We start from the raw sequence: 16,484 nt of genomic DNA, 5'->3' as shown, positions 1-16,484 counted from the left end.
CGGCTTGCAGGGGGCTTGGCCCAAGCCGGTGAAGCCATGACCGCCGAGCGCCGCAGAGTGGCGCGGTAAGTGGCGGTCAGCGCGGTGCGGCTGCCATGCCGGCCGGCATCCGCAAACCGCTCCGGTACTGTCCGTTCCTATTCCTTGGGCTGGAAGCCCAGCACCAGCGATGACGGCACGCGGCCATCCACATCGCGCGGCAGCGTGTCGGTCTTCTGCAAGGCGCGGATGACGGCGTCGTCCCAGGCCTTGTTCCCACTGGGATGGGTGATGCGCGTACCGACGATGGTGCCGTCCGGGGCGACGCGCACTTCGACCTCGGTGCGCGGGTTGCCTGAAATGGTGTCGGGATAGACGATGTTCGGCCGCACCTTGGCCGCCACCTTGCCGCCATAGCTGCCGGACGGGCCCGAGCTGCGCAGCGCGCTGCCGTTGGCGGTTTCGCCGCCGGTGGCGCCGGCCAGGCTTTGCATGCGGCGCATCTGGTCGTCACGGAAGGCGGCTGCGCGCTTAGCGTCGGCGTCGGCCTTCTTCTGCGCCTCGGCCTTCTTCTGGGCGTCCGCCTTTTTCTGGGCCTCGACCTGCTTCTGCGCTTCGGCCTGCTGCTGTTGCTGCTTCTTCTTGTCCTGTTCGGCCTTTTCGCGGCGTTCCTGCTCGCGCTCGGCGCGGTCCTTCTCGGCCTTGTCACGCAGGGCCTTTTCCTTGGCCTGCTGTTCCTTCTGCTTTTGCAGGCGCTCCTGCTTCTCCTGCTCCAGCTGTGCCTGGCGCTCGCGTTCGCGCTTGTCGCGCTCGGCTTGCTGCTGGCGTTCCTTCTTGGCCTGCTCCAGGCGGCGCTTCTCTCGCTCGATGGCGATGTCGGCTTCGCGCGTGTCCGGCTCTGCCACCCGTGGCGGGGGCGGCGGAGGAGGGGCGGGCGGCGGTGGTGGGGGCAGCGGTGCCGGCTCCGGCTGGGGGGCTGGCGTGGGGGCCGGGGGCGGCTCGGGCGCGACTTCGCGGGGCGCGGCCTGCTGCGGCACGGCCGACCACAGCTCGGCCTCGACGGCGGGCTGGTCGGCGCTGGTCTTCCAGTTCACGCCCCAGGTCAGCGCCGCGATCAGCGCGGCATGCGCCAGTACGGCCAAGGCCACGGCGCGCATGCGTCCGGGCGGACGGGGCGGGGCAAACTGGTCGCGATCGTCGTGGGCGTACATGCGGGAATCGTCGGAGGGAAAAGGGGCCGCGTGGGAAAGGGGCGGGGTGCGGTGCTGGCCGGGCGGTAGCGCGCGGCGGCGGATGCGAAGGGCCTCAGCCCCCCGTCTTCACGGACAGGCCCACGCGCTGGACCCCCGCCTTCTGCAGTGCATCCATGGCTTTCACCACGGACTCATAGGGCACCGTCTTTTCGGCCGTGATCACCACGGCGCTGCCCTCGGCCTGGCCCGACTGCCAGCGCTTGGCGGCATCGCCGATCTCGCGCTGCGTGAGCGTGCGGGTGATGTCCTGCGTCTTGAACTGCAGCTGGCCGTCCTTGCCGACCAGGATCTGCGCCACGGCGGGCGGCTGCTTGGATGCCTTGCCCACGGTGGGCACGTCGATCATGCCGGGCGTGAGCATGGGAGCGGTCACCATGAAGATGATGAGCAACACCAGCATCACGTCGATGAAGGGCACCATGTTGATTTCGTTCATCGACCGGCGGCGGCTGCCGCTGCGCGAGGCCATTGCGGGCATGCGTGCCTCCTTGCGGTCAGTGGCCCGAGGCCGAACCGGGCTGGGCGCCCAGGTTGCGCTGCAGGATGTTGGAGAACTCTTCGATGAAGGTTTCCTGGTGGATGGCCACGCGGTCGATGTCGCGGGCGAAGCGGTTGTAGGCGATCACGGCCGGAATGGCGGCGAAGAGGCCGATGGCCGTGGCCACCAGCGCTTCGGCGATGCCGGGCGCCACGTTGGCCAGCGTGACCTGCTCCATGCCCGCGAAGCCGGTGAAGGCATGCATGATCCCCCAGACGGTGCCGAAGAGGCCCACATAGGGCGACACCGATGCCACGGAGCCCAGGAAGGACAGGCTCGATTCGATCACGTCCATCTCGCGCTGGAAGCTCGCGCGCATGGCGCGGCGGGCGCCGTCGAGCAGCGTGCCGGGGTCGCTGATGCGGCGCTCGCGCAGCTTCTGGTATTCGCGCATGCCGCTGGCGAAGATGCGTTCCATGGGGCCGGCGTTCTTGGCGTTCTGCGCGGCGCCGGAGTAGAGGTCGTTGAGGCTGGTGCCGGACCAGAACTCGCGCTCGAACTCTTCGTTGAGCGAGCGCACCCGCTTCAGGGCGAACAGCTTGCGGAAGATGGCGGCCCAGCTGGAGATCGACACACCGATCAGCAGCAGCATGACCAGCTGCACGACCCAACTGGCGTTGAGCACCAAACTGACGATGGACATGTCTTGGGAATTCATGGTCTTGTGAGAGTTGCGAGAAGGTGGCCGGGAATGCGTGCGGGGCGCAGCGTATCGGCTTGCACCCAGCCGATACGGACCGTGCCTTCACACAGCAGCACCGGCCCGGATTCGGTCGTTTGCTCTGTTTTCAGGAGCGCTTGCTGGCGTATTGTCAGGCATGCCCGTCCGCTTTCCTGGACGGCGGCCGTAACAATCAGTTCATCGTCCAGGCGGGCGGGCCTGAGGTAGCGCAGCTGCGCGTCGGATACGACAAACATGCCGCCCGCGAGTTCCCGAAGCGACTGCTGGCCGACGCCCAGCGAGCGCAGCCATTCGGTGCGGGCACGCTCGAAGAACTTCAGGTAGTTGGCATAGAACACGATGCCGCCGGCATCGGTGTCCTCCCAGTAGATCCGCACGGGCCATTCGAATGCCATCGTCTGCTGCCTCGGGATAGGGGGCGGCGAGCCCGTCAGCCGATGGCCGCCTGCAGGCGACGCACGGCCTCCTGCAGCTGCGGCATCGAGTTGGCCGTGGAAAAGCGCACGAAGCGCGCCGTGTCGGCGCTGCCGAAGTCGCGCCCCGGCGTGATGGCGAGGTGGGCCTCGCGCATCAGCGCGAAGCTGAAGTCCCAGCTGCCCTGCACGCCCAGGCGCTCGGCGGCCCGGGTGCAGTCGGCCCAGGCGTAGAAGGCGCCGTCGGGCAGGGCGGGCACATCGAGCCCCAGGGACTGCAGCGCGGGTACGAAGAAGTCGCGCCGGGCCTTGAATTCGGCGCGGCGGCGTTCGTATTCGGCCAGGCTCTCGGCCTCGAAGCAGGCCAGGGCCGCATGCTGCGCGATGGTCGAGGCGCAGATGAAGAGGTTCTGCGCGAGCCGCTCCACCACCGGCACCATGGCCTCGGGCACGACCATCCAGCCCAGGCGCCAGCCGGTCATGTTGAAGTACTTGCTGAAGCTGTTGATGCTGATGACGTCGTCATCGATGGCGAGCGCGGTCTGGCCGAAGGCCTCGTCGTACGACAGCCCCAGGTAGATCTCATCGACCAGCGTCACGCCGCCGCGCGCCTGCACCACGCCGTGGATGCGGCGCAATTCCTCGGGCGCGATCGACGTGCCCGTGGGGTTGGAGGGCGAGGCCAGCAGCACGCCGCGCGTCTTGGGGCCCCAGGCGGCCTCGACCTTGGCGGCGCTGAGCTGGAAGCGCTCTTCGGCCGTGGTGGGCAGGAGCACCGCCCGGCCTTCCGCTGCGCTCACGAAGTGACGGTTGCAGGGATAGCTCGGGTCGGGCATCAGCACTTCGTCGCCGGTTTCGATCAGCGCGAGGCAGGCCAGCTGCAGCGCGGCCGACGCACCGGCGGTGACGACGATGCGGCGCGCCGGCACCTGCACGCCGAAACGCTGGGCGTACCAGCCGCTGATGCGCTCGCGCAGGGCGTCCAGGCCCAGGGCATTGGTGTATTGCGTGGCGCCGGCCCGCATGGCGCGGTCGGCGGCTTCCTGCACCAGGGGCGGCGCGGTGAAGTCGGGCTCGCCGATGTTCAGGAAGATCATCGGGTCGCGGCTGCCGGCCACGTCGCGTGCCAGGGCCTGGGCGGCCTTGGCCACCTCCATCACGTAGAAGGGTTCGATGCGTTCGGCGCGGGAGGAGAACTTCATGGGTCGATTGACTTTGCGGCGTGCGGCGGGCGGTCGGGCAGGCGTGGATGGCCGGGGCCGCTCGCGCGGCCCGGCCATGGCGGGATCAGGCCGGCGTGCCGGCGTCCTGGCCCTTGTCGGAGGCCACTTCCGCCGCGCGCAGCTGTGGCGCCAGGCCGTTGAGCACGCCGTTGACGTACTTGTGGCCGTCCGTGCCGCCGAATTCCTTGGCCAGCTCGATGCACTCGTTGATGACCACGCGCCAGGGCACGTCCATGCAGTGCTGGAATTCGAACACGCCGATCCACATGGCGGCATGCTCGATGGGAGAGATCTCGGCCATCTTGCGGTCGAGCTTGGGGGCGATCAGCGCATCCAGGTCGTCCGCCGTGCGGATGCAGCCGTGCAGGAGCGCGTCGTAGTGCGCCGCGTCGGCCTTGTGGAAGCCGGCCAGGTCGCGCGTGAAGTTGTCGATGGCGGTGGCGTCGTTGCGGCCCACCAGGAACTGGTAGAGCGCCTGCAGCGCGAATTCGCGCGCGCGGCTGCGGCCCGACTTGGAGGCGGCCTTGCGGGCGCCCGTGCTGGTGGTGCCGGTGCGCGGCTGGCGCGGCGGGCGCTTGTCGCCGTGGGTGGATTCGCTCAAGACAGTTCCTCCAGCAGGTTCGCCATTTCCACGGCGACCTGCGCCGCATCCTGGCCCTTTTCGGTCTGGCGGGCGATGGCCTGTTCCATGTTCTCGGTCGTGATGATGGCGTTGGCCACCGGCACGTGATAGTCGAGCGAGACGCGCGTGACGCCGGCGCCGGACTCGTTGGAGACCAGCTCGAAGTGGTAGGTCTCGCCGCGGATGATGCAGCCCAGCGCGATCAGCGCGTCGTATTCGTCGCGTTCGGCCATGGCCTGCAGGGCCACCGGCACTTCCAGCGCGCCGGGCACCAGCACGTGGTGGATGTGCTTTTCCTGCACGCCCAGGGCGATCAGCTCGGCGCGGCAGGCTGCCGCGAGGCTGTTGGTGATGCTCTCGTTGAAGCGGGCCTGCACGATGCCGATGTGCAGTTTCTTGCCATCGAGCTTGTCCGCTGTTCCTTTGTCTGCGCCAAACATGTTCTTTATTCCTTGGGGATGTATCCGGTGATCTCGAGGCCGTAGCCGGCCACGCTGGGCATGCGGCGGGGCTGGCCCATCAGCTGCATGCGGCTGACGCCGCAGTCGCGCAGGATCTGCGCGCCGATGCCGTAGGTGCGCAGGTCCATGCGGCCGCGCTCGGGCGCGTGGGCCGACTGGGCCCGGCCCTCGAACTGCGCGAGCAGCTGGTCGCCCGACTCGCCGCAGTTCAGCAGCACGGCCACGCCGTAGCCCTTGCTGCTGATGTATTGCAGGCTGGTGTCCAGGCCCCAGGAGTGCATGGCGCGGTTGACTTCCAGCGCGTCCAGCACCGAGAGGGGCTCATGCACGCGCACGGGCACGTCGTCGCTGTCCTTCCATTCCCCCTTGACCAGCGCCAGATGCACCGACTGGCTGGGGCCGTCGCGGAAGGCGTGGGCGGTGAATTCGCCCCAGGCCGTCTGCAGCGTGCGCGTGCCGACCTTCTGCACCAGGGATTCGTTGCGGCTGCGGTATTCGATCAGGTCGGCGATGGTGCCGATCTTCAGGCCGTGCTCGGCGGCGAACACCTGCAGGTCGGGCAGGCGGGCCATGGTGCCGTCGTCCTTCATCACCTCGCAGATCACGGCCGTGGGGCTGCAGCCGGCCATGGCGGCCAGGTCGCAGCCGGCTTCGGTGTGGCCGGCGCGCATCAGCACGCCGCCGTCCACCGCCTGCAGCGGGAAGATGTGGCCCGGCTGGACCAGGTCGGCCGCCACGGCGTTCGGGGCGACGGCGGCCTGCACGGTGCGGGCGCGGTCGGCGGCCGAGATGCCGGTGGTCACGCCTTCGGCCGCCTCGATGGACGCGGTGAAGGCCGTGCCCATCTTGGTGCCGTTGCGGGGCACCATGGGCGGCAGGTTCAGCCGCTCGCAGCGCTCGCGGGTCAGGGTCAGGCAGATCAGGCCACGGCCGTAGCGGGCCATGAAGTTGATGGCTTCGGGCGTGACGTGGTCGGCCGCGAGCACCAGGTCGCCTTCGTTTTCACGGTCTTCCTCATCCACCAGGATCACGATGCGCCCGGCGCGCATGTCGGCCACGATGTCTTCGACGGGCGAGATCGCCACGGGGGATGGGGAGGTGCTCATGACTGGGGCTTTCGGGGGTTGGGCCACCCGGCCGGGCACGGCGCGTGTTCCCGACGGGCGGATGGCCGGAGCCTGCGAGGCTGCCACCCGAAGAACAAGTGCCGCGGCCAAGGGCCGTGCGTAGGGGAGCGCCGTGCTCCCTCTGGAGGGGGCGATTCTAGTTCAGCGCGGCCCGGCCCGGGACGCGCCGCCCGCCGCGGTCAGATGCCCGGTGCTTCGAGCCGCACGTCGCTGAGCGGATAGGCCACGCAGGGCAGCACGCAGCCCTCGGCCCGTTCTTCGCGCGACAGGCCCGGCCATTCGATGCGGTACTGCACCTCGCCTTCGGCCAGCATGCCGATGCAGGTGCGGCAGGTTCCGTTGCGGCAGGACGAGGGCCAGTCGATGCCGCCTTGCTCCAGCGACTGCAGCAGGGGCTGTTCGGGCCAGGCATCGCATTGCGTGCCGTCGTCGCCGACGCGGGCGATGAAGAAGGGTGCGGTGGACATGGAGGATGGGCGAAGAAAGGATGTGAGTGGAAAACGGTGCTGGCGCTTGATCCGCCAGGGTCGAATGCTATGCAATTTGCAGCGATCGCCTGCCATGGCGCTGCCATCGTCTTGCGTGGCACGTCTGCCTAAATTTTGAGCGATGCAGGCATTTCCCTTCAAAATCAATGGCTTGCGGCGGCCATACAAGGCTTGTTCAGGGTTATCCACATGATTGTCCAGCGCGAGCAGGGATAAGTGGCTGCGCGGCTGCCCTTTTTTTGAGCAATGGGTGCTGTTCCCTTGTAAATCAAGGACTTGCGGCGGCCGTACAGGCCTTGTCCACGGTTGTCCACATGATTGTCCAGCGCAGAGAGGGATAACCAGGGGGGGGATGGAGGGGCGCCGCTGCCTCGGTTTCTCCCCGCATGGCATCGCCCGGCTCGGGGTTGGATGCTATGCAACTTGTAGCGGGTCGCCCGCCATGGCGTGACCGTCGCAAAGCACCGCACGCCTGCCTAAATTTCAAGCAATGCAGTCAATTTCCTGAAAAATCAATGACTTGCGACGGTCATACAAGGCTTGTTCAGGGTTATGCACATGATTGTCCAGCGCGGACAGGGATAAGTGGATATCTGGGTGCCTGTTTTTTGGGCAATGGGTGGGGTTTCCTTTGAAATCAAGGACTTATGGCCGTCGTACAGGCCTTGTCCACGGTTATCCACATGATTGTTCAGCGCAGAGAGGGATAACCGGGGAGGTGAGCGGTCATCGCCGCCTGGTTCTTTCCCGGCAGGGCATCGCCCAGTTCAAGGCCGGATGCTATGCAATTTGTAGCGGTCGCCTGCCGTGGCATGGCCGCCGCGACGCGTCACCAGTTCGCCTAAATTTTAAGCAGAACAGGCAATTCCCTGGAAAATCAATGACTTGCGACGGCCATACAAGGCTTGTTCAGGGTTATCCACACGATTGTCCAGCGCGGACAGGGATAAGTGTGGGTGCGCGGGCTGCCCATTTTTTAGTCAACGGGTGGGGCTTCCTTGTAAATCAAGGACTTACGGCGGTCGTACAGGCCTTGTCCACGCTTATCCACATGATTGTCCATCGCCGTGAGGGATAACCGGGGGGATGAGGGACCACTTTTGCCTCATTTTTCGGCATTGCGTCCACAAGCCTTGTAAATCAATGACTTGGAACTGTCATGCAGCATTTTTTCAGGGTTATCCACACCATTATCCAGTGATCCTAGGGATAACCCTGGGCTGCGGCTGGAGGGCATGGGTACCGGCGGTGGACGGGGCGGGGCTCTAGGCTTGGCCTTGCCAGCGGTTCTTGCCGGAGCGCTTGGCGCGGTAGAGCTGCTGGTCGGCGCGCTGGACGAGGTCGCTCAGATGATCGCCGTCGCGCAGTCGCGCCAAGCCGGCGCTCACCGTGATGCGCGGGCCGCGCACGGCTGCTTCGGCCAGCAGGGGCACCAGGCCGTCCATGAAGGCGTGTGCGGCGCTGGCCTCCAGGTCGGCGAGCAGGATGCCGAATTCCTCTCCGCCCAGGCGGCCGCAGGGGTGCGGCCCGCAATGCGTGCGGATGGCCGCCGCGGTCTCCTGCAGGGCGAGATCGCCCGCGCCGTGGCCCAGCGTGTCGTTGATCCGCTTGAAATCGTCGATGTCGAGCAGTGCGAAGTACAGGGGCGGCCGGGCGCCGCCCTCCGGGCCTTTGGCACGTTGGTGGATCTCCGATTCGACGATCTGCAGGAAGGACCGGCGGTTGTGCAATTCGGTCAGCACATCGAAGTCGGCCAGCCGTTCGAGGCGCACGGTGAGCAGCAGGTTCTTGCGCAGTGCCCCGTCGCTCGCCAGGCACACGGCCGATGCCAGCGCCATGCCCGCGAGGATCAGCAGGGCCACCAGCGGCTGCTGTTCATGCACGCCGCTGCTGACGGTGCCGCCGTTGGTCAATATCGCCCAGCACACGAGGTTGAAGACCAGATGGTTCCAGAAGTGCGTGAAGAACACGGCGGTGGTGAAGGTGATCAGCATCGCCAGCGGAATCAGCCAGAAGCCCGGGTTGGGGACTTTGTCCGTCAGGAGCCGATAGGCCAGGGCGATGCCCAGGCCATGCAGCAGGCCGCTGTAGTTGAATTGGCGAGGATTGCCCCGGATGGCCATGACGAGCGCCGCAAGCAGGCTCAGGCTCAGCGCGCCTATCAGCCAGAACAGGTCCGGGCGCATCGGCAGGTTCACATGGCGGGCCAGAGCGACCGCTATCGCCAGCAGGCCCATGCTGGCCAGCTGAATCCGCACCGCACCTGGGCGCAACTGGACACTGCGCAACTCGTCCACCCTCCGCCGCTCGGGCGCTGTCATGGGGTGCTTTCTTTCGCGGGCAGTGAGAGGCATGGGCGGTCGTTCTTCTGGGAAAGCTGGGTGGCAAGTGCGCGGCTGCCATCGGCCATAGTGTGCTGCCGTATCGCACGCATTCCATGAGGTGGAAAAAATTTAACCGTTGTGCGCGCGTTCTTGCAGTGTGCGCGTGGGGCGCGGGTGCGTAGCCCTGCATGCCACGGGGGCTTCGTCGCCCTGCGGCCAAAGTGCCCCGCTGGCCGGCCAAGGCTCCCGCCAGCGTCGCCACGCGGGAGGCGGCGCCGTGCTAAGTTCCGCCTCCACAAGAGATGGACCTGCGGATAAATACATGACAAAACTACACGAGCGCATCGGCGCGCAACCCTCGGAACGCCTGGCAGGTATCCGCCGGGGCGTGGAAAAAGAGGGCTTGCGCGTGTTGCCCTCCGGTGCCCTGGCGCTCACGCCTCATCCCGAAGCCCTGGGGGCCGCGCTGACCCACCCCCTGATCACCACCGATTTCAGCGAATCGCAGCTCGAACTCATCACCGGCGCGCACCGCAGCGCCCAGGCCACGCTGGACGAACTGGTCGAAGTCCATCAGTTCACCTACCGCGCGCTGGCGCAGCAGCCGGGCGGCGGGGAGATGATGTGGGTCTCCAGCATGCCCTGCGGCCTGCCCACCGACGAGACCATTCCCCTGGGGCGCTACGGCTCGTCCAACATCGGCCGGGCCAAGAGCGTCTATCGCATGGGCCTGGGCCACCGCTATGGCCGGCGCATGCAGACCATCTCGGGCATCCACTACAACTGGTCGCTGCCCGGCGTGACGAGCGAGGAATACTTCGCGCTGATCCGCAACTTCCGCCGCAGCGCCTTCGTGCTGCTGTATCTCTTCGGCGCCTCGCCGGCGCTGTGCCCCTGCTTCGTCGCGGGGCGCGAGCACAGCCTGCAGCCGCTGGGCGATGGCCGCAATGCACTGCACCTGCCGCATGCCACCTCGCTGCGCATGGGGCGCCTGGGCTACCAGAGCGACGCCCAGGCCACGCTGGCCGTGAGCTACAACGGCCTCAAGGGCTATGCCGATTCGCTGCACGACGCGCTGACGCGGCCCTATCCGGCCTACGAGGCCGTGGGCGTGATGAACCTCGGCGGCGAATACAACCAGCTGGGCACCAGCCTGCTGCAGATCGAGAACGAGTTCTACGGCACCATCCGGCCCAAGCGCACCGTGCGCACGGGCGAGCGCCCGCTGCATGCCCTGCGCGAGCGCGGCGTGGAATACGTCGAGGTGCGGCTGATGGACCTGGACCCGTTCGAGCCGGTGGGCATCAACGCGCAGACCATGCGCCTGCTGGACGTCTTCCTGCTGCACTGCCTGCTCTCTGACAGCCCGCCCGACACGCCGGCCGAGATCGCCGAGCTCAAGCACAACCAGCACCTGGCCGCCGAGCGCGGCCGCGAGCCCGGCCTGCAGCTCATGCGAGCCGGCCGCAGCGTGGCCCTGACCGACTGGGCCGCCGAGCTACTCGCCGAGTGCGCGCCCATCGCCCAGGCCCTGGATGCCGCCCAGCACACCGATGCCCACGCCCAGGCCCTGGCCGCGGCGCAGGCGCTGGTGGCAGCACCCGGGCAGACGCCCTCGGCCCGCGTGCTGCAGGTGCTCGCCGAGCGCCATGCCGGCAACTTCACGGCCTTCGCGCTGGAGCGCTCGGCCGCAGCGCGCGACCACCTGCTCGCGCAGCCCTGGTCGGCCGAGCAGCAGCAGCGCCATGCCGGCCACGTGGCGCAGTCGCTCGCCGAGCAGAAGGCCATCGAGGCCGCCGACACGCTGCCCTTCGAAGCCTGGCGCCAGCAATACATGTCCGTCGAGCAGCTAGGCTGAAGGCCTTGCCGAGCGGCAGCCGCCGGCCGGGCACCGGCGTGGCGCCCTCCGGTGCAGCCCGGTTGCCGGACGGTGGCGGCCATTCCACACTGTGATCGTGAAAATCTTCCAGACCCAGAACGCTTCCCTGTCCCGCCGCCTGCGCCCCGCCATGCGCGGGGCCCTGAGCCACTACGTCGCCAACGGGCTGTCAGTGGCGCTGGGGCTGATGCTGATCTCGGCGGGCGTCCATGTCTTCGTCGGTGCGGCGGCGGCATCGGCCGCTTCGGTGGGGGTGATCGTCACCTCGCCGCCGGACCTGCCGGGCCCGCGCCGCGGCAAGTTCTGGCAGATGCTGCCGGCACCGCTGCTGGGCCTGCCGCTCTTTTTCGGCGTGCAGCTGCTGCAGGACGATCCGGTCGCCCTGGGCCTGCTGATCGTGCTGGCGGCCTTCGTGTCCTTCCTGGCCATGGCCTGGGGCAAGCGGGGCGTGCCGGTCGCCATCGCGATGATCTTCTCGGCCGTCTTCAGTATGGCCGTGCCCACGCACGAGGGCCGCAACGCCCTGGATGCGGCCTTGCGCACCACCGCGTTCTTCGGGCTGGGCTCCAGCCTTTACGTGGTCTATTCGGTGCTGGCGCATCTGGCGCTCAATGGCCGCTACCGCGTGCAATTGCTGGCCGACACGCTGCTGGCCCTGGCCGCGCTCATGCGCGTGCAGGCGCGGCATTTCGGCAGCGGCACGCATGCAGGGCCGGGCGATGCGGCTCCGGCCGCAGGCGAGCCCGACCAGGAGCAGGTGCTCATCGGCGACCTGCTGGCCCGCCACGCGGCGCTGGCCGACCAGCTGCAGTCCACCCGCGACGTGGTGCTGGAATCGCCCCGCACGCCGCGCCGCCAGCGGCTGGCCGGCATGCTGCTGCTGGTGCTGGAGATGCGCGACCACCTGCTGGCCTGCGAGCTCGATCTGGACACGCTGCAGTCCCAGCCCGGCCATGCCCACGGCCTGCGCCAGATCCAGGCCGTGCTGCGCGAGATGGCGGCCGACATCGCCCAGCTGGCCGATGCCCTGCTGCTGGGACGCATGCCCCCGCCCATGACCGACCGCCGCGCGCGGCTGGCGCAGCTGCGCTGGTCTCCCGGCGACGCCCAGGACCCGGCGGCCGCCTTCGCGCCCTGGACCGGGCCCGGCCCCTCGCCGCAGCTGCTGGCGCGCGCGCTGGCCGACCGCATGGGGCATGTCAACGACGAGGCCCTGCGCCTGGTGGCGCTGGCGCGCGGCGAGGCCGAACCCAACCTGGCCGTGGTACGTGCCAGCTGGCAGATGTTCGTCAGCCCGACCACGTGGTCGCTGTCGCCGTTCTTCTCGCTCTGGCGCTGGGACGCGCCGCCGCTGCGCCATGCGCTGCGCGCCGCGCTGGCCATGGGCGCCGGCTACACCGTGTCGCAGGCGCTGCCCTGGGGCACGCACCCTTACTGGATCCTGCTGACCATCGTGGTGGTGCTGCGCGGCAGCCTGGCGCAGACCCTGGAGCGGCGCAATGCGCGGGTGGCCGGCACGCTGCTGGGCTGCGTGCTGGCGCTGTCGGTGCTCTCCGTCCACCTGTCGCCGCTCGCGCTGATCGCCGTGCTCACGCTGGCGCAGGCCGTGGCGCATGCCTTCGCCGTGCGCCGCTACCTCGTCACGGCCGTGGCCGCCACCGTGCTGGGGCTGGTGCAGTCGCACATGCTGAACGTGGGGGTGAGTCCGTCCTTCGCGCTGTTCGAGCGGCTGGCCGACACCTTGATCGGCACCGGCATCGCCTGGGCCTGCAGCTATGTGCTGCCGTCCTGGGAGCGGGGGCAGATCCCGGCCCTGGTGACGCGCACCGTGGTCGCGCAGGCCCGCCATGCGCGGCTGGCGCTGGGCCTGGGCCAGCTGCAGGCCGTGGACAACTCGCCCGAGCTGGACTGGCGGCTGGCGCGGCGCGAGGCCTATGACAGCCTCTCCGCCCTGGTGCAGGCGACCCAGCGCTCGATCAAGGAGCCGCGCGCCGTGCGCCCGCCGATCGAGCGGCTGCAGCGGCTGCAGGCCCATTGCTACCAGCTGCTGGCCCAGCTGACCGCCGTCAAATCCATGCTGCTGCTGCGGCGGGGCCGCCTGAACGCGGCGCTCATCGCCGGCCCGCTGGCGCAGGCTGCGGACCGCATCGACGCCACCTTGCTGGGCGCCGCAGCGCCCGCGCCGGACCCCGCACAAATCAGCCCGGAAGCCGCCCCTGGCCCCGAGCCCTTGCCCGACCCGTTCGAGAACGACCTGAACCCCTGGCTGCTGCGCCGGCTGGACCTGGCCCTGCTGCTGGCCGGCCAGCTGCGCCGCGAGGCCGACCAGGTGCGGCAGCAGCCCTAGAGCTGCGGCTCACAAGACCCTGCTGGCGACCCGTGCTGCCTGCGACGCGGCACCTCGCCGGAGCCGCTTCGCTGGTGTCTGTGGCTGCTCGTGGCGGCCGTGCATTCCAGAGGCCATAGGCGAGAGGCGATGGCCGGTGCGGCCATTCAACGCCGCCCCTGGCTTCACTCGCAGGGCAGCGTGACGGTGACCGAAGTGCCCGCGCCTTCGCGGCTTTCGATGCGCACATAGCCCTGGTTGGCCTCGACCAGGGATTTGACGATGGCCAGGCCCAGGCCCACGCCGTCGTTGCGCGCGCGGGCCGCATCGCTCTGCCAGCCAGCGTTGAAGGCCTGCGCCACCTCCTGCGGATTCATGCCGACGCCGTTGTCGCTGACCACGATATCGACCATGCCGTGCCCGCCGGTGCGCGTGCCGCTCACGCTCACCACGCTGCCTTCCGGCGAGTACTTGAGCGAATTGCCGATGAGGTTGCCCAGCACGCGCACGAGTTGCCCGTAGTCCACGCGCACCACGGCATCGGGAAGCGCCTGCAGCTGCAGCGTGATGCGGCTCTTTTCGGCCAGGGGCGCCATCATGTGGACGGCGTCTCGCGTGAGCGTCTCCAGCGGGATCGGCTGCATCGCGGGCGCGGCCTCGCTGGGCTTGAGCAGGCCATCGACCATGGTGGCCATCACGTCGATGGCGGCCTGCATGCGCTGCAGGGTGGGTTGCTGCTGCTGGGCCGCCGCGCCGCTGCGCTGCAGCAGCCGCGTGCTCAGCTGCAGCACCTGCAGCGGCGTGCGCAGGTCATGCGCCACCACGGCCAGCACCTGCTCGCGCGCCAGGGCCTGGCTGCGCGCGCTCTCCGCGGCGCGCTGCGCGGCCGTGAGCGCGGCGCGCAGGTCCAGCTCGCGCGCGGCGGAAACGGCCAGCTGGCGGATGGTCTCGAGCTCGTCGGCCGTCCAGGCGCGGGGCTTGACGTCGATCACGCAGAAGCTGCCGATGTTCTGGCCTTCTGACTTGAGCGGCACGCCCACGTAGGCGCGCACGCCCAGGCGCTGCACCGTCGGCACGCTGGCCCAGATCGGCGTGGCGTGCGTGTCCTCGATCACCAGCGCATCGCTGCGGTCGAGCGTGAAATGGCAGAAGGTGAGGCCTTCCATCTGCCGGACCTGCGCCAGCCCGTCGGGGAAGCCGCACTGGCTTTTGTAGAAGTCCCGATGTTCATCGACGATGGAGATGAAGCAGGCCGCGGCATGGAGCAGCCGGGCCGCGGTGGCGGTCAGCCCGTCGAAGCCGGCCTCGGCGGACGAGTCGAGCAGGCCGGTGGCGCGCACGGCCATCAGCCGCTGGGGGCTGAGCTGGATAGCACGCGCCTGGCCCAGCGTGTCGGCGGTGTGCGCAGCCGCTGCAACGCCAGGGGCTGCCGGTTGGGATGAACGAGCCTCAGGAATCAGCATAGAGGGACTGGATGGATGAGGCGGGGCGATGGTGGAGAAGATGGGGTGTGAATGAGGGGGCAGGCTATGGGCTTACACCGGCGCGGCTCGGGGCGGTGCAGCGCCTTCGGGCGGCTGCGGACGGATGGCAGCGCCGGGTTCAGGCTGCGGCGCGGCCAGCAGGTCTTCGGCGTCTTCGCACCACCACTCGGCTGCGGCGTAGAAGCCATCCCACACGCAGCCGTTGCAGCCACGGCCGCAGCAGGTGGTGGGCTCCGGCGGAGGTTCGCGCAGCGCGAGGCCGCGGCCGGCCAGGTGCTGGCGCAGCAGCGCGAAGCGGCCGCGCGTGCGCGAGAGCGTGTCGCCCGATGGCACCGCTCCGGCGTGCGGGGCGGCGGGTGCGGCCGTGGGGGGCGGCGCCATGGGCATAGGGGGTACCGGTATCAATAGCGCCGGCGGCCGCCGTAGCGCCGCAGGGCGTAGCGCACGAGGAAGGCGATGCCCAGCACCAGGGCGAACCAGCCCACCAGATAGGCCTGGCGCATCATGTCGCCCACGCTGGACGACTTGGCCACGTAGGGCGCCAGCAGCACGATGAGCCCGATGAGCGCGCAGGTCACCCCCTTGAACAGCAATTCGGCTTCGGCCTTCTTGCTGGGGCGGTGGACGGGAGGCGAGGGCAGGGGCATGAGGGGCAATCGGTTCGTGGGGGAAAGGCCAGGCCGCGATTATCCTTGTCGCCCCGACAAGCTCCCCAGAACGCGAAAGAAAAAGCCCATGGCCATCCAGTGGTTCCCCGGTCACATGCACTCCACCCGCAAGGCGATCGCCGAGCGCATCAAGGACATCGACGTGGTGATCGAGCTGCTGGACGCGCGCCTGCCCGGCTCCAGCGCCAACCCGCTGCTGGCCGAGCTGACGGGCCACAAGCCCTCGGTGAAAGTGCTCAACAAGCAGGACGTGGCCGACCCGGCCCGCACGCCGCTCTGGCTGGACTGGTACAACGCCCGCGCCGAAACCCGCGCCATCGGGCTCGATGCCTCCGAGCCCGCGCCCGCGCGCCGGCTGATCGAGGCCTGCCACCAGCTCGCGCCCCAGCGCGGCGGCATGGCCAAGCCCATGCGGGTGCTGATCTGCGGCATTCCGAACGTGGGCAAGTCCACACTCATCAACACGCTGAGCGACAAGCGCCAGGCCAAGACCGGCGACGAGGCCGGCATCACCAAGCTGGAGCAGCGCATCACGCTGGCCGACGACTTCTACCTGTGGGACACGCCCGGCATGCTCTGGCCGCGCATCACCATCGAGGAAAGCGGCTACAAGCTCGCCGCCAGCGGCGCCGTGGGCCGCAATGCCTACGACGAGGAAGAGGTGGCGCTGGAGCTGCTCGCCTACCTCAAGCGGCACTACGCGGGCCTGCTGGAGGCGCGCTACCGCCTGGGCCTGAGCGACGAAGCCATCGCCGCCCTGCACGACGAGGAACTGCTGGAAGCCATCGCCCGCAAGCGCGGCGCGGTGATGTCCGGCGGGCGGGTCAACCTGCAAAAGGGGGCCGAACTGGTGATGACCGACCTGCGCAGCGCGGTGCTGGGCCGCGTGACGCTGGAGACGCCGGCCGAGTTCGAGGTATGGCGCGCCGCCGCCGAGGTGAAGGAAGCCGAGCGGGCCGCGAAGAAGGCGGCGCGCAAGGGGCGCTGAGAGGCGCTGCCGGCTAGCGCCATGGCTCC

General features: G+C 68.9%; 16 protein-coding genes. 3 read left to right on the top strand and 13 right to left on the bottom strand.

Going from position 1 to position 16,484, the window contains the following annotated elements:
• Positions 1–137 precede the first annotated feature (137 nt).
• The 10 genes from tolA to BM070_RS01460 form a co-directional block, all read right to left on the bottom strand.
• A complete protein-coding gene (gene tolA / locus BM070_RS01505) occupies positions 138–1,190 on the bottom strand; it encodes a cell envelope integrity protein TolA (RefSeq protein ID WP_092936878.1) in 1,053 nt (350 codons plus the stop codon).
• Positions 1,191–1,284: 94 nt separating this feature from the next.
• Complete coding sequence (locus tag BM070_RS01500; protein ID WP_092936876.1) at positions 1,285–1,710, bottom strand: biopolymer transporter ExbD; 426 nt, start codon at positions 1,708–1,710, stop codon at positions 1,285–1,287.
• A 16-nt stretch (positions 1,711–1,726) separates the two neighbouring features.
• Positions 1,727–2,428 carry a protein TolQ gene (gene tolQ, locus BM070_RS01495; RefSeq protein ID WP_092936874.1) on the bottom strand — a complete coding sequence of 234 codons (702 nt, stop codon included), beginning with the start codon at positions 2,426–2,428 and terminating at the stop codon, positions 1,727–1,729.
• Positions 2,425–2,847 carry a tol-pal system-associated acyl-CoA thioesterase gene (ybgC, locus tag BM070_RS01490; RefSeq protein ID WP_092936872.1) on the bottom strand — a complete coding sequence of 141 codons (423 nt, stop codon included), beginning with the start codon at positions 2,845–2,847 and terminating at the stop codon, positions 2,425–2,427. Before ybgC ends, tolQ begins: the two co-directional genes overlap by 4 nt.
• 35 nt (positions 2,848–2,882) lie before the next feature.
• Positions 2,883–4,067 (bottom strand): pyridoxal phosphate-dependent aminotransferase, encoded by a 1,185-nt coding sequence (locus tag BM070_RS01485; RefSeq protein ID WP_092936870.1) that lies wholly within the window; start codon positions 4,065–4,067, stop codon positions 2,883–2,885.
• Between the two features lie 85 nt (positions 4,068–4,152).
• Positions 4,153–4,689 (bottom strand): transcription antitermination factor NusB, encoded by a 537-nt coding sequence (nusB, locus tag BM070_RS01480; protein ID WP_092936868.1) that lies wholly within the window; start codon positions 4,687–4,689, stop codon positions 4,153–4,155.
• Positions 4,686–5,150: a 6,7-dimethyl-8-ribityllumazine synthase gene (ribH, locus tag BM070_RS01475; RefSeq protein ID WP_092936866.1), complete on the bottom strand. Its 465-nt coding sequence runs from the start codon at positions 5,148–5,150 to the stop codon at positions 4,686–4,688. Before ribH ends, nusB begins: the two co-directional genes overlap by 4 nt.
• Before the next feature lie 5 nt (positions 5,151–5,155).
• Positions 5,156–6,277 carry a bifunctional 3,4-dihydroxy-2-butanone-4-phosphate synthase/GTP cyclohydrolase II gene (gene ribBA, locus BM070_RS01470; RefSeq protein WP_092936864.1) on the bottom strand — a complete coding sequence of 374 codons (1,122 nt, stop codon included), beginning with the start codon at positions 6,275–6,277 and terminating at the stop codon, positions 5,156–5,158.
• A 200-nt stretch (positions 6,278–6,477) separates the two neighbouring features.
• Positions 6,478–6,765 carry a 2Fe-2S iron-sulfur cluster-binding protein gene (locus tag BM070_RS01465; protein ID WP_092936862.1) on the bottom strand — a complete coding sequence of 96 codons (288 nt, stop codon included), beginning with the start codon at positions 6,763–6,765 and terminating at the stop codon, positions 6,478–6,480.
• 1,286 nt (positions 6,766–8,051) lie between these two features.
• On the bottom strand, positions 8,052–9,107 hold the full coding sequence (locus BM070_RS01460) for a GGDEF domain-containing protein (protein WP_175518387.1): 1,056 nt from the start codon (positions 9,105–9,107) through the stop codon (positions 8,052–8,054).
• Between the two features lie 325 nt (positions 9,108–9,432).
• Here BM070_RS01460 and gshA point away from each other — a divergent pair, with 325 nt between their 5' ends.
• The gene (gene gshA, locus BM070_RS01455) at positions 9,433–10,968 is read left to right on the top strand and encodes a glutamate--cysteine ligase (protein ID WP_092936858.1); all 1,536 of its coding nucleotides are present in this window, start codon (positions 9,433–9,435) and stop codon (positions 10,966–10,968) included.
• Positions 10,969–11,119: 151 nt separating this feature from the next.
• The gene (locus BM070_RS01450) at positions 11,120–13,336 is read left to right on the top strand and encodes an FUSC family protein (protein WP_092937297.1); all 2,217 of its coding nucleotides are present in this window, start codon (positions 11,120–11,122) and stop codon (positions 13,334–13,336) included.
• 164 nt (positions 13,337–13,500) lie between these two features.
• Here BM070_RS01450 and BM070_RS01445 read toward each other — a convergent pair whose 3' ends face one another.
• The 3 genes from BM070_RS01445 to BM070_RS01435 form a co-directional block, all read right to left on the bottom strand.
• Positions 13,501–14,778 (bottom strand): GAF domain-containing sensor histidine kinase, encoded by a 1,278-nt coding sequence (locus BM070_RS01445; RefSeq protein ID WP_092936856.1) that lies wholly within the window; start codon positions 14,776–14,778, stop codon positions 13,501–13,503.
• A gap of 72 nt (positions 14,779–14,850) precedes the next feature.
• Positions 14,851–15,180 (bottom strand): oxidoreductase-like domain-containing protein, encoded by a 330-nt coding sequence (locus BM070_RS25355; protein WP_092937296.1) that lies wholly within the window; start codon positions 15,178–15,180, stop codon positions 14,851–14,853.
• A gap of 20 nt (positions 15,181–15,200) precedes the next feature.
• A complete protein-coding gene (locus tag BM070_RS01435) occupies positions 15,201–15,446 on the bottom strand; it encodes a hypothetical protein (protein WP_092936854.1) in 246 nt (81 codons plus the stop codon).
• 88 nt (positions 15,447–15,534) lie between these two features.
• Between BM070_RS01435 and ylqF the strand changes: the two genes are divergently transcribed.
• A complete protein-coding gene (gene ylqF, locus BM070_RS01430) occupies positions 15,535–16,455 on the top strand; it encodes a ribosome biogenesis GTPase YlqF (RefSeq protein ID WP_092936852.1) in 921 nt (306 codons plus the stop codon).
• The last annotated feature ends 29 nt before the right edge of the window (positions 16,456–16,484 follow it).

Origin of the sequence: Paracidovorax wautersii (genome assembly GCF_900113035.1) — a bacterium.
In the GTDB taxonomy this organism is placed as follows: domain Bacteria; phylum Pseudomonadota; class Gammaproteobacteria; order Burkholderiales; family Burkholderiaceae_C; genus Paracidovorax; species Paracidovorax wautersii.
Note: the sequence above shows the minus strand (reverse complement) of the source record. Positions and strands in the feature narration are given on the sequence as shown.

Excerpts from the sequence above, each read along its gene's own strand:
- tolA (WP_092936878.1), bottom strand. The coding sequence starts at position 1,190 with ATGTACGCCCACGACGATCGCGACCAGTTTGCCCCGCCCCGTCCGCCC.
- BM070_RS01500 (WP_092936876.1), bottom strand. The coding sequence starts at position 1,710 with ATGCCCGCAATGGCCTCGCGCAGCGGCAGCCGCCGCCGGTCGATGAAC.
- tolQ (WP_092936874.1), bottom strand. The coding sequence starts at position 2,428 with ATGAATTCCCAAGACATGTCCATCGTCAGTTTGGTGCTCAACGCCAGT.
- ybgC (WP_092936872.1), bottom strand. The coding sequence starts at position 2,847 with ATGGCATTCGAATGGCCCGTGCGGATCTACTGGGAGGACACCGATGCC.
- BM070_RS01485 (WP_092936870.1), bottom strand. The coding sequence starts at position 4,067 with ATGAAGTTCTCCTCCCGCGCCGAACGCATCGAACCCTTCTACGTGATG.
- ribH (WP_092936866.1), bottom strand. The coding sequence starts at position 5,150 with ATGTTTGGCGCAGACAAAGGAACAGCGGACAAGCTCGATGGCAAGAAA.
- ribBA (WP_092936864.1), bottom strand. The coding sequence starts at position 6,277 with ATGAGCACCTCCCCATCCCCCGTGGCGATCTCGCCCGTCGAAGACATC.
- BM070_RS01465 (WP_092936862.1), bottom strand. The coding sequence starts at position 6,765 with ATGTCCACCGCACCCTTCTTCATCGCCCGCGTCGGCGACGACGGCACG.
- BM070_RS01460 (WP_175518387.1), bottom strand. The coding sequence starts at position 9,107 with ATGACAGCGCCCGAGCGGCGGAGGGTGGACGAGTTGCGCAGTGTCCAG.
- gshA (WP_092936858.1), top strand. The coding sequence starts at position 9,433 with ATGACAAAACTACACGAGCGCATCGGCGCGCAACCCTCGGAACGCCTG.
- BM070_RS01450 (WP_092937297.1), top strand. The coding sequence starts at position 11,120 with ATGCGCGGGGCCCTGAGCCACTACGTCGCCAACGGGCTGTCAGTGGCG.
- BM070_RS01445 (WP_092936856.1), bottom strand. The coding sequence starts at position 14,778 with ATGCTGATTCCTGAGGCTCGTTCATCCCAACCGGCAGCCCCTGGCGTT.
- BM070_RS25355 (WP_092937296.1), bottom strand. The coding sequence starts at position 15,180 with ATGGCGCCGCCCCCCACGGCCGCACCCGCCGCCCCGCACGCCGGAGCG.
- BM070_RS01435 (WP_092936854.1), bottom strand. The coding sequence starts at position 15,446 with ATGCCCCTGCCCTCGCCTCCCGTCCACCGCCCCAGCAAGAAGGCCGAA.
- ylqF (WP_092936852.1), top strand. The coding sequence starts at position 15,535 with ATGGCCATCCAGTGGTTCCCCGGTCACATGCACTCCACCCGCAAGGCG.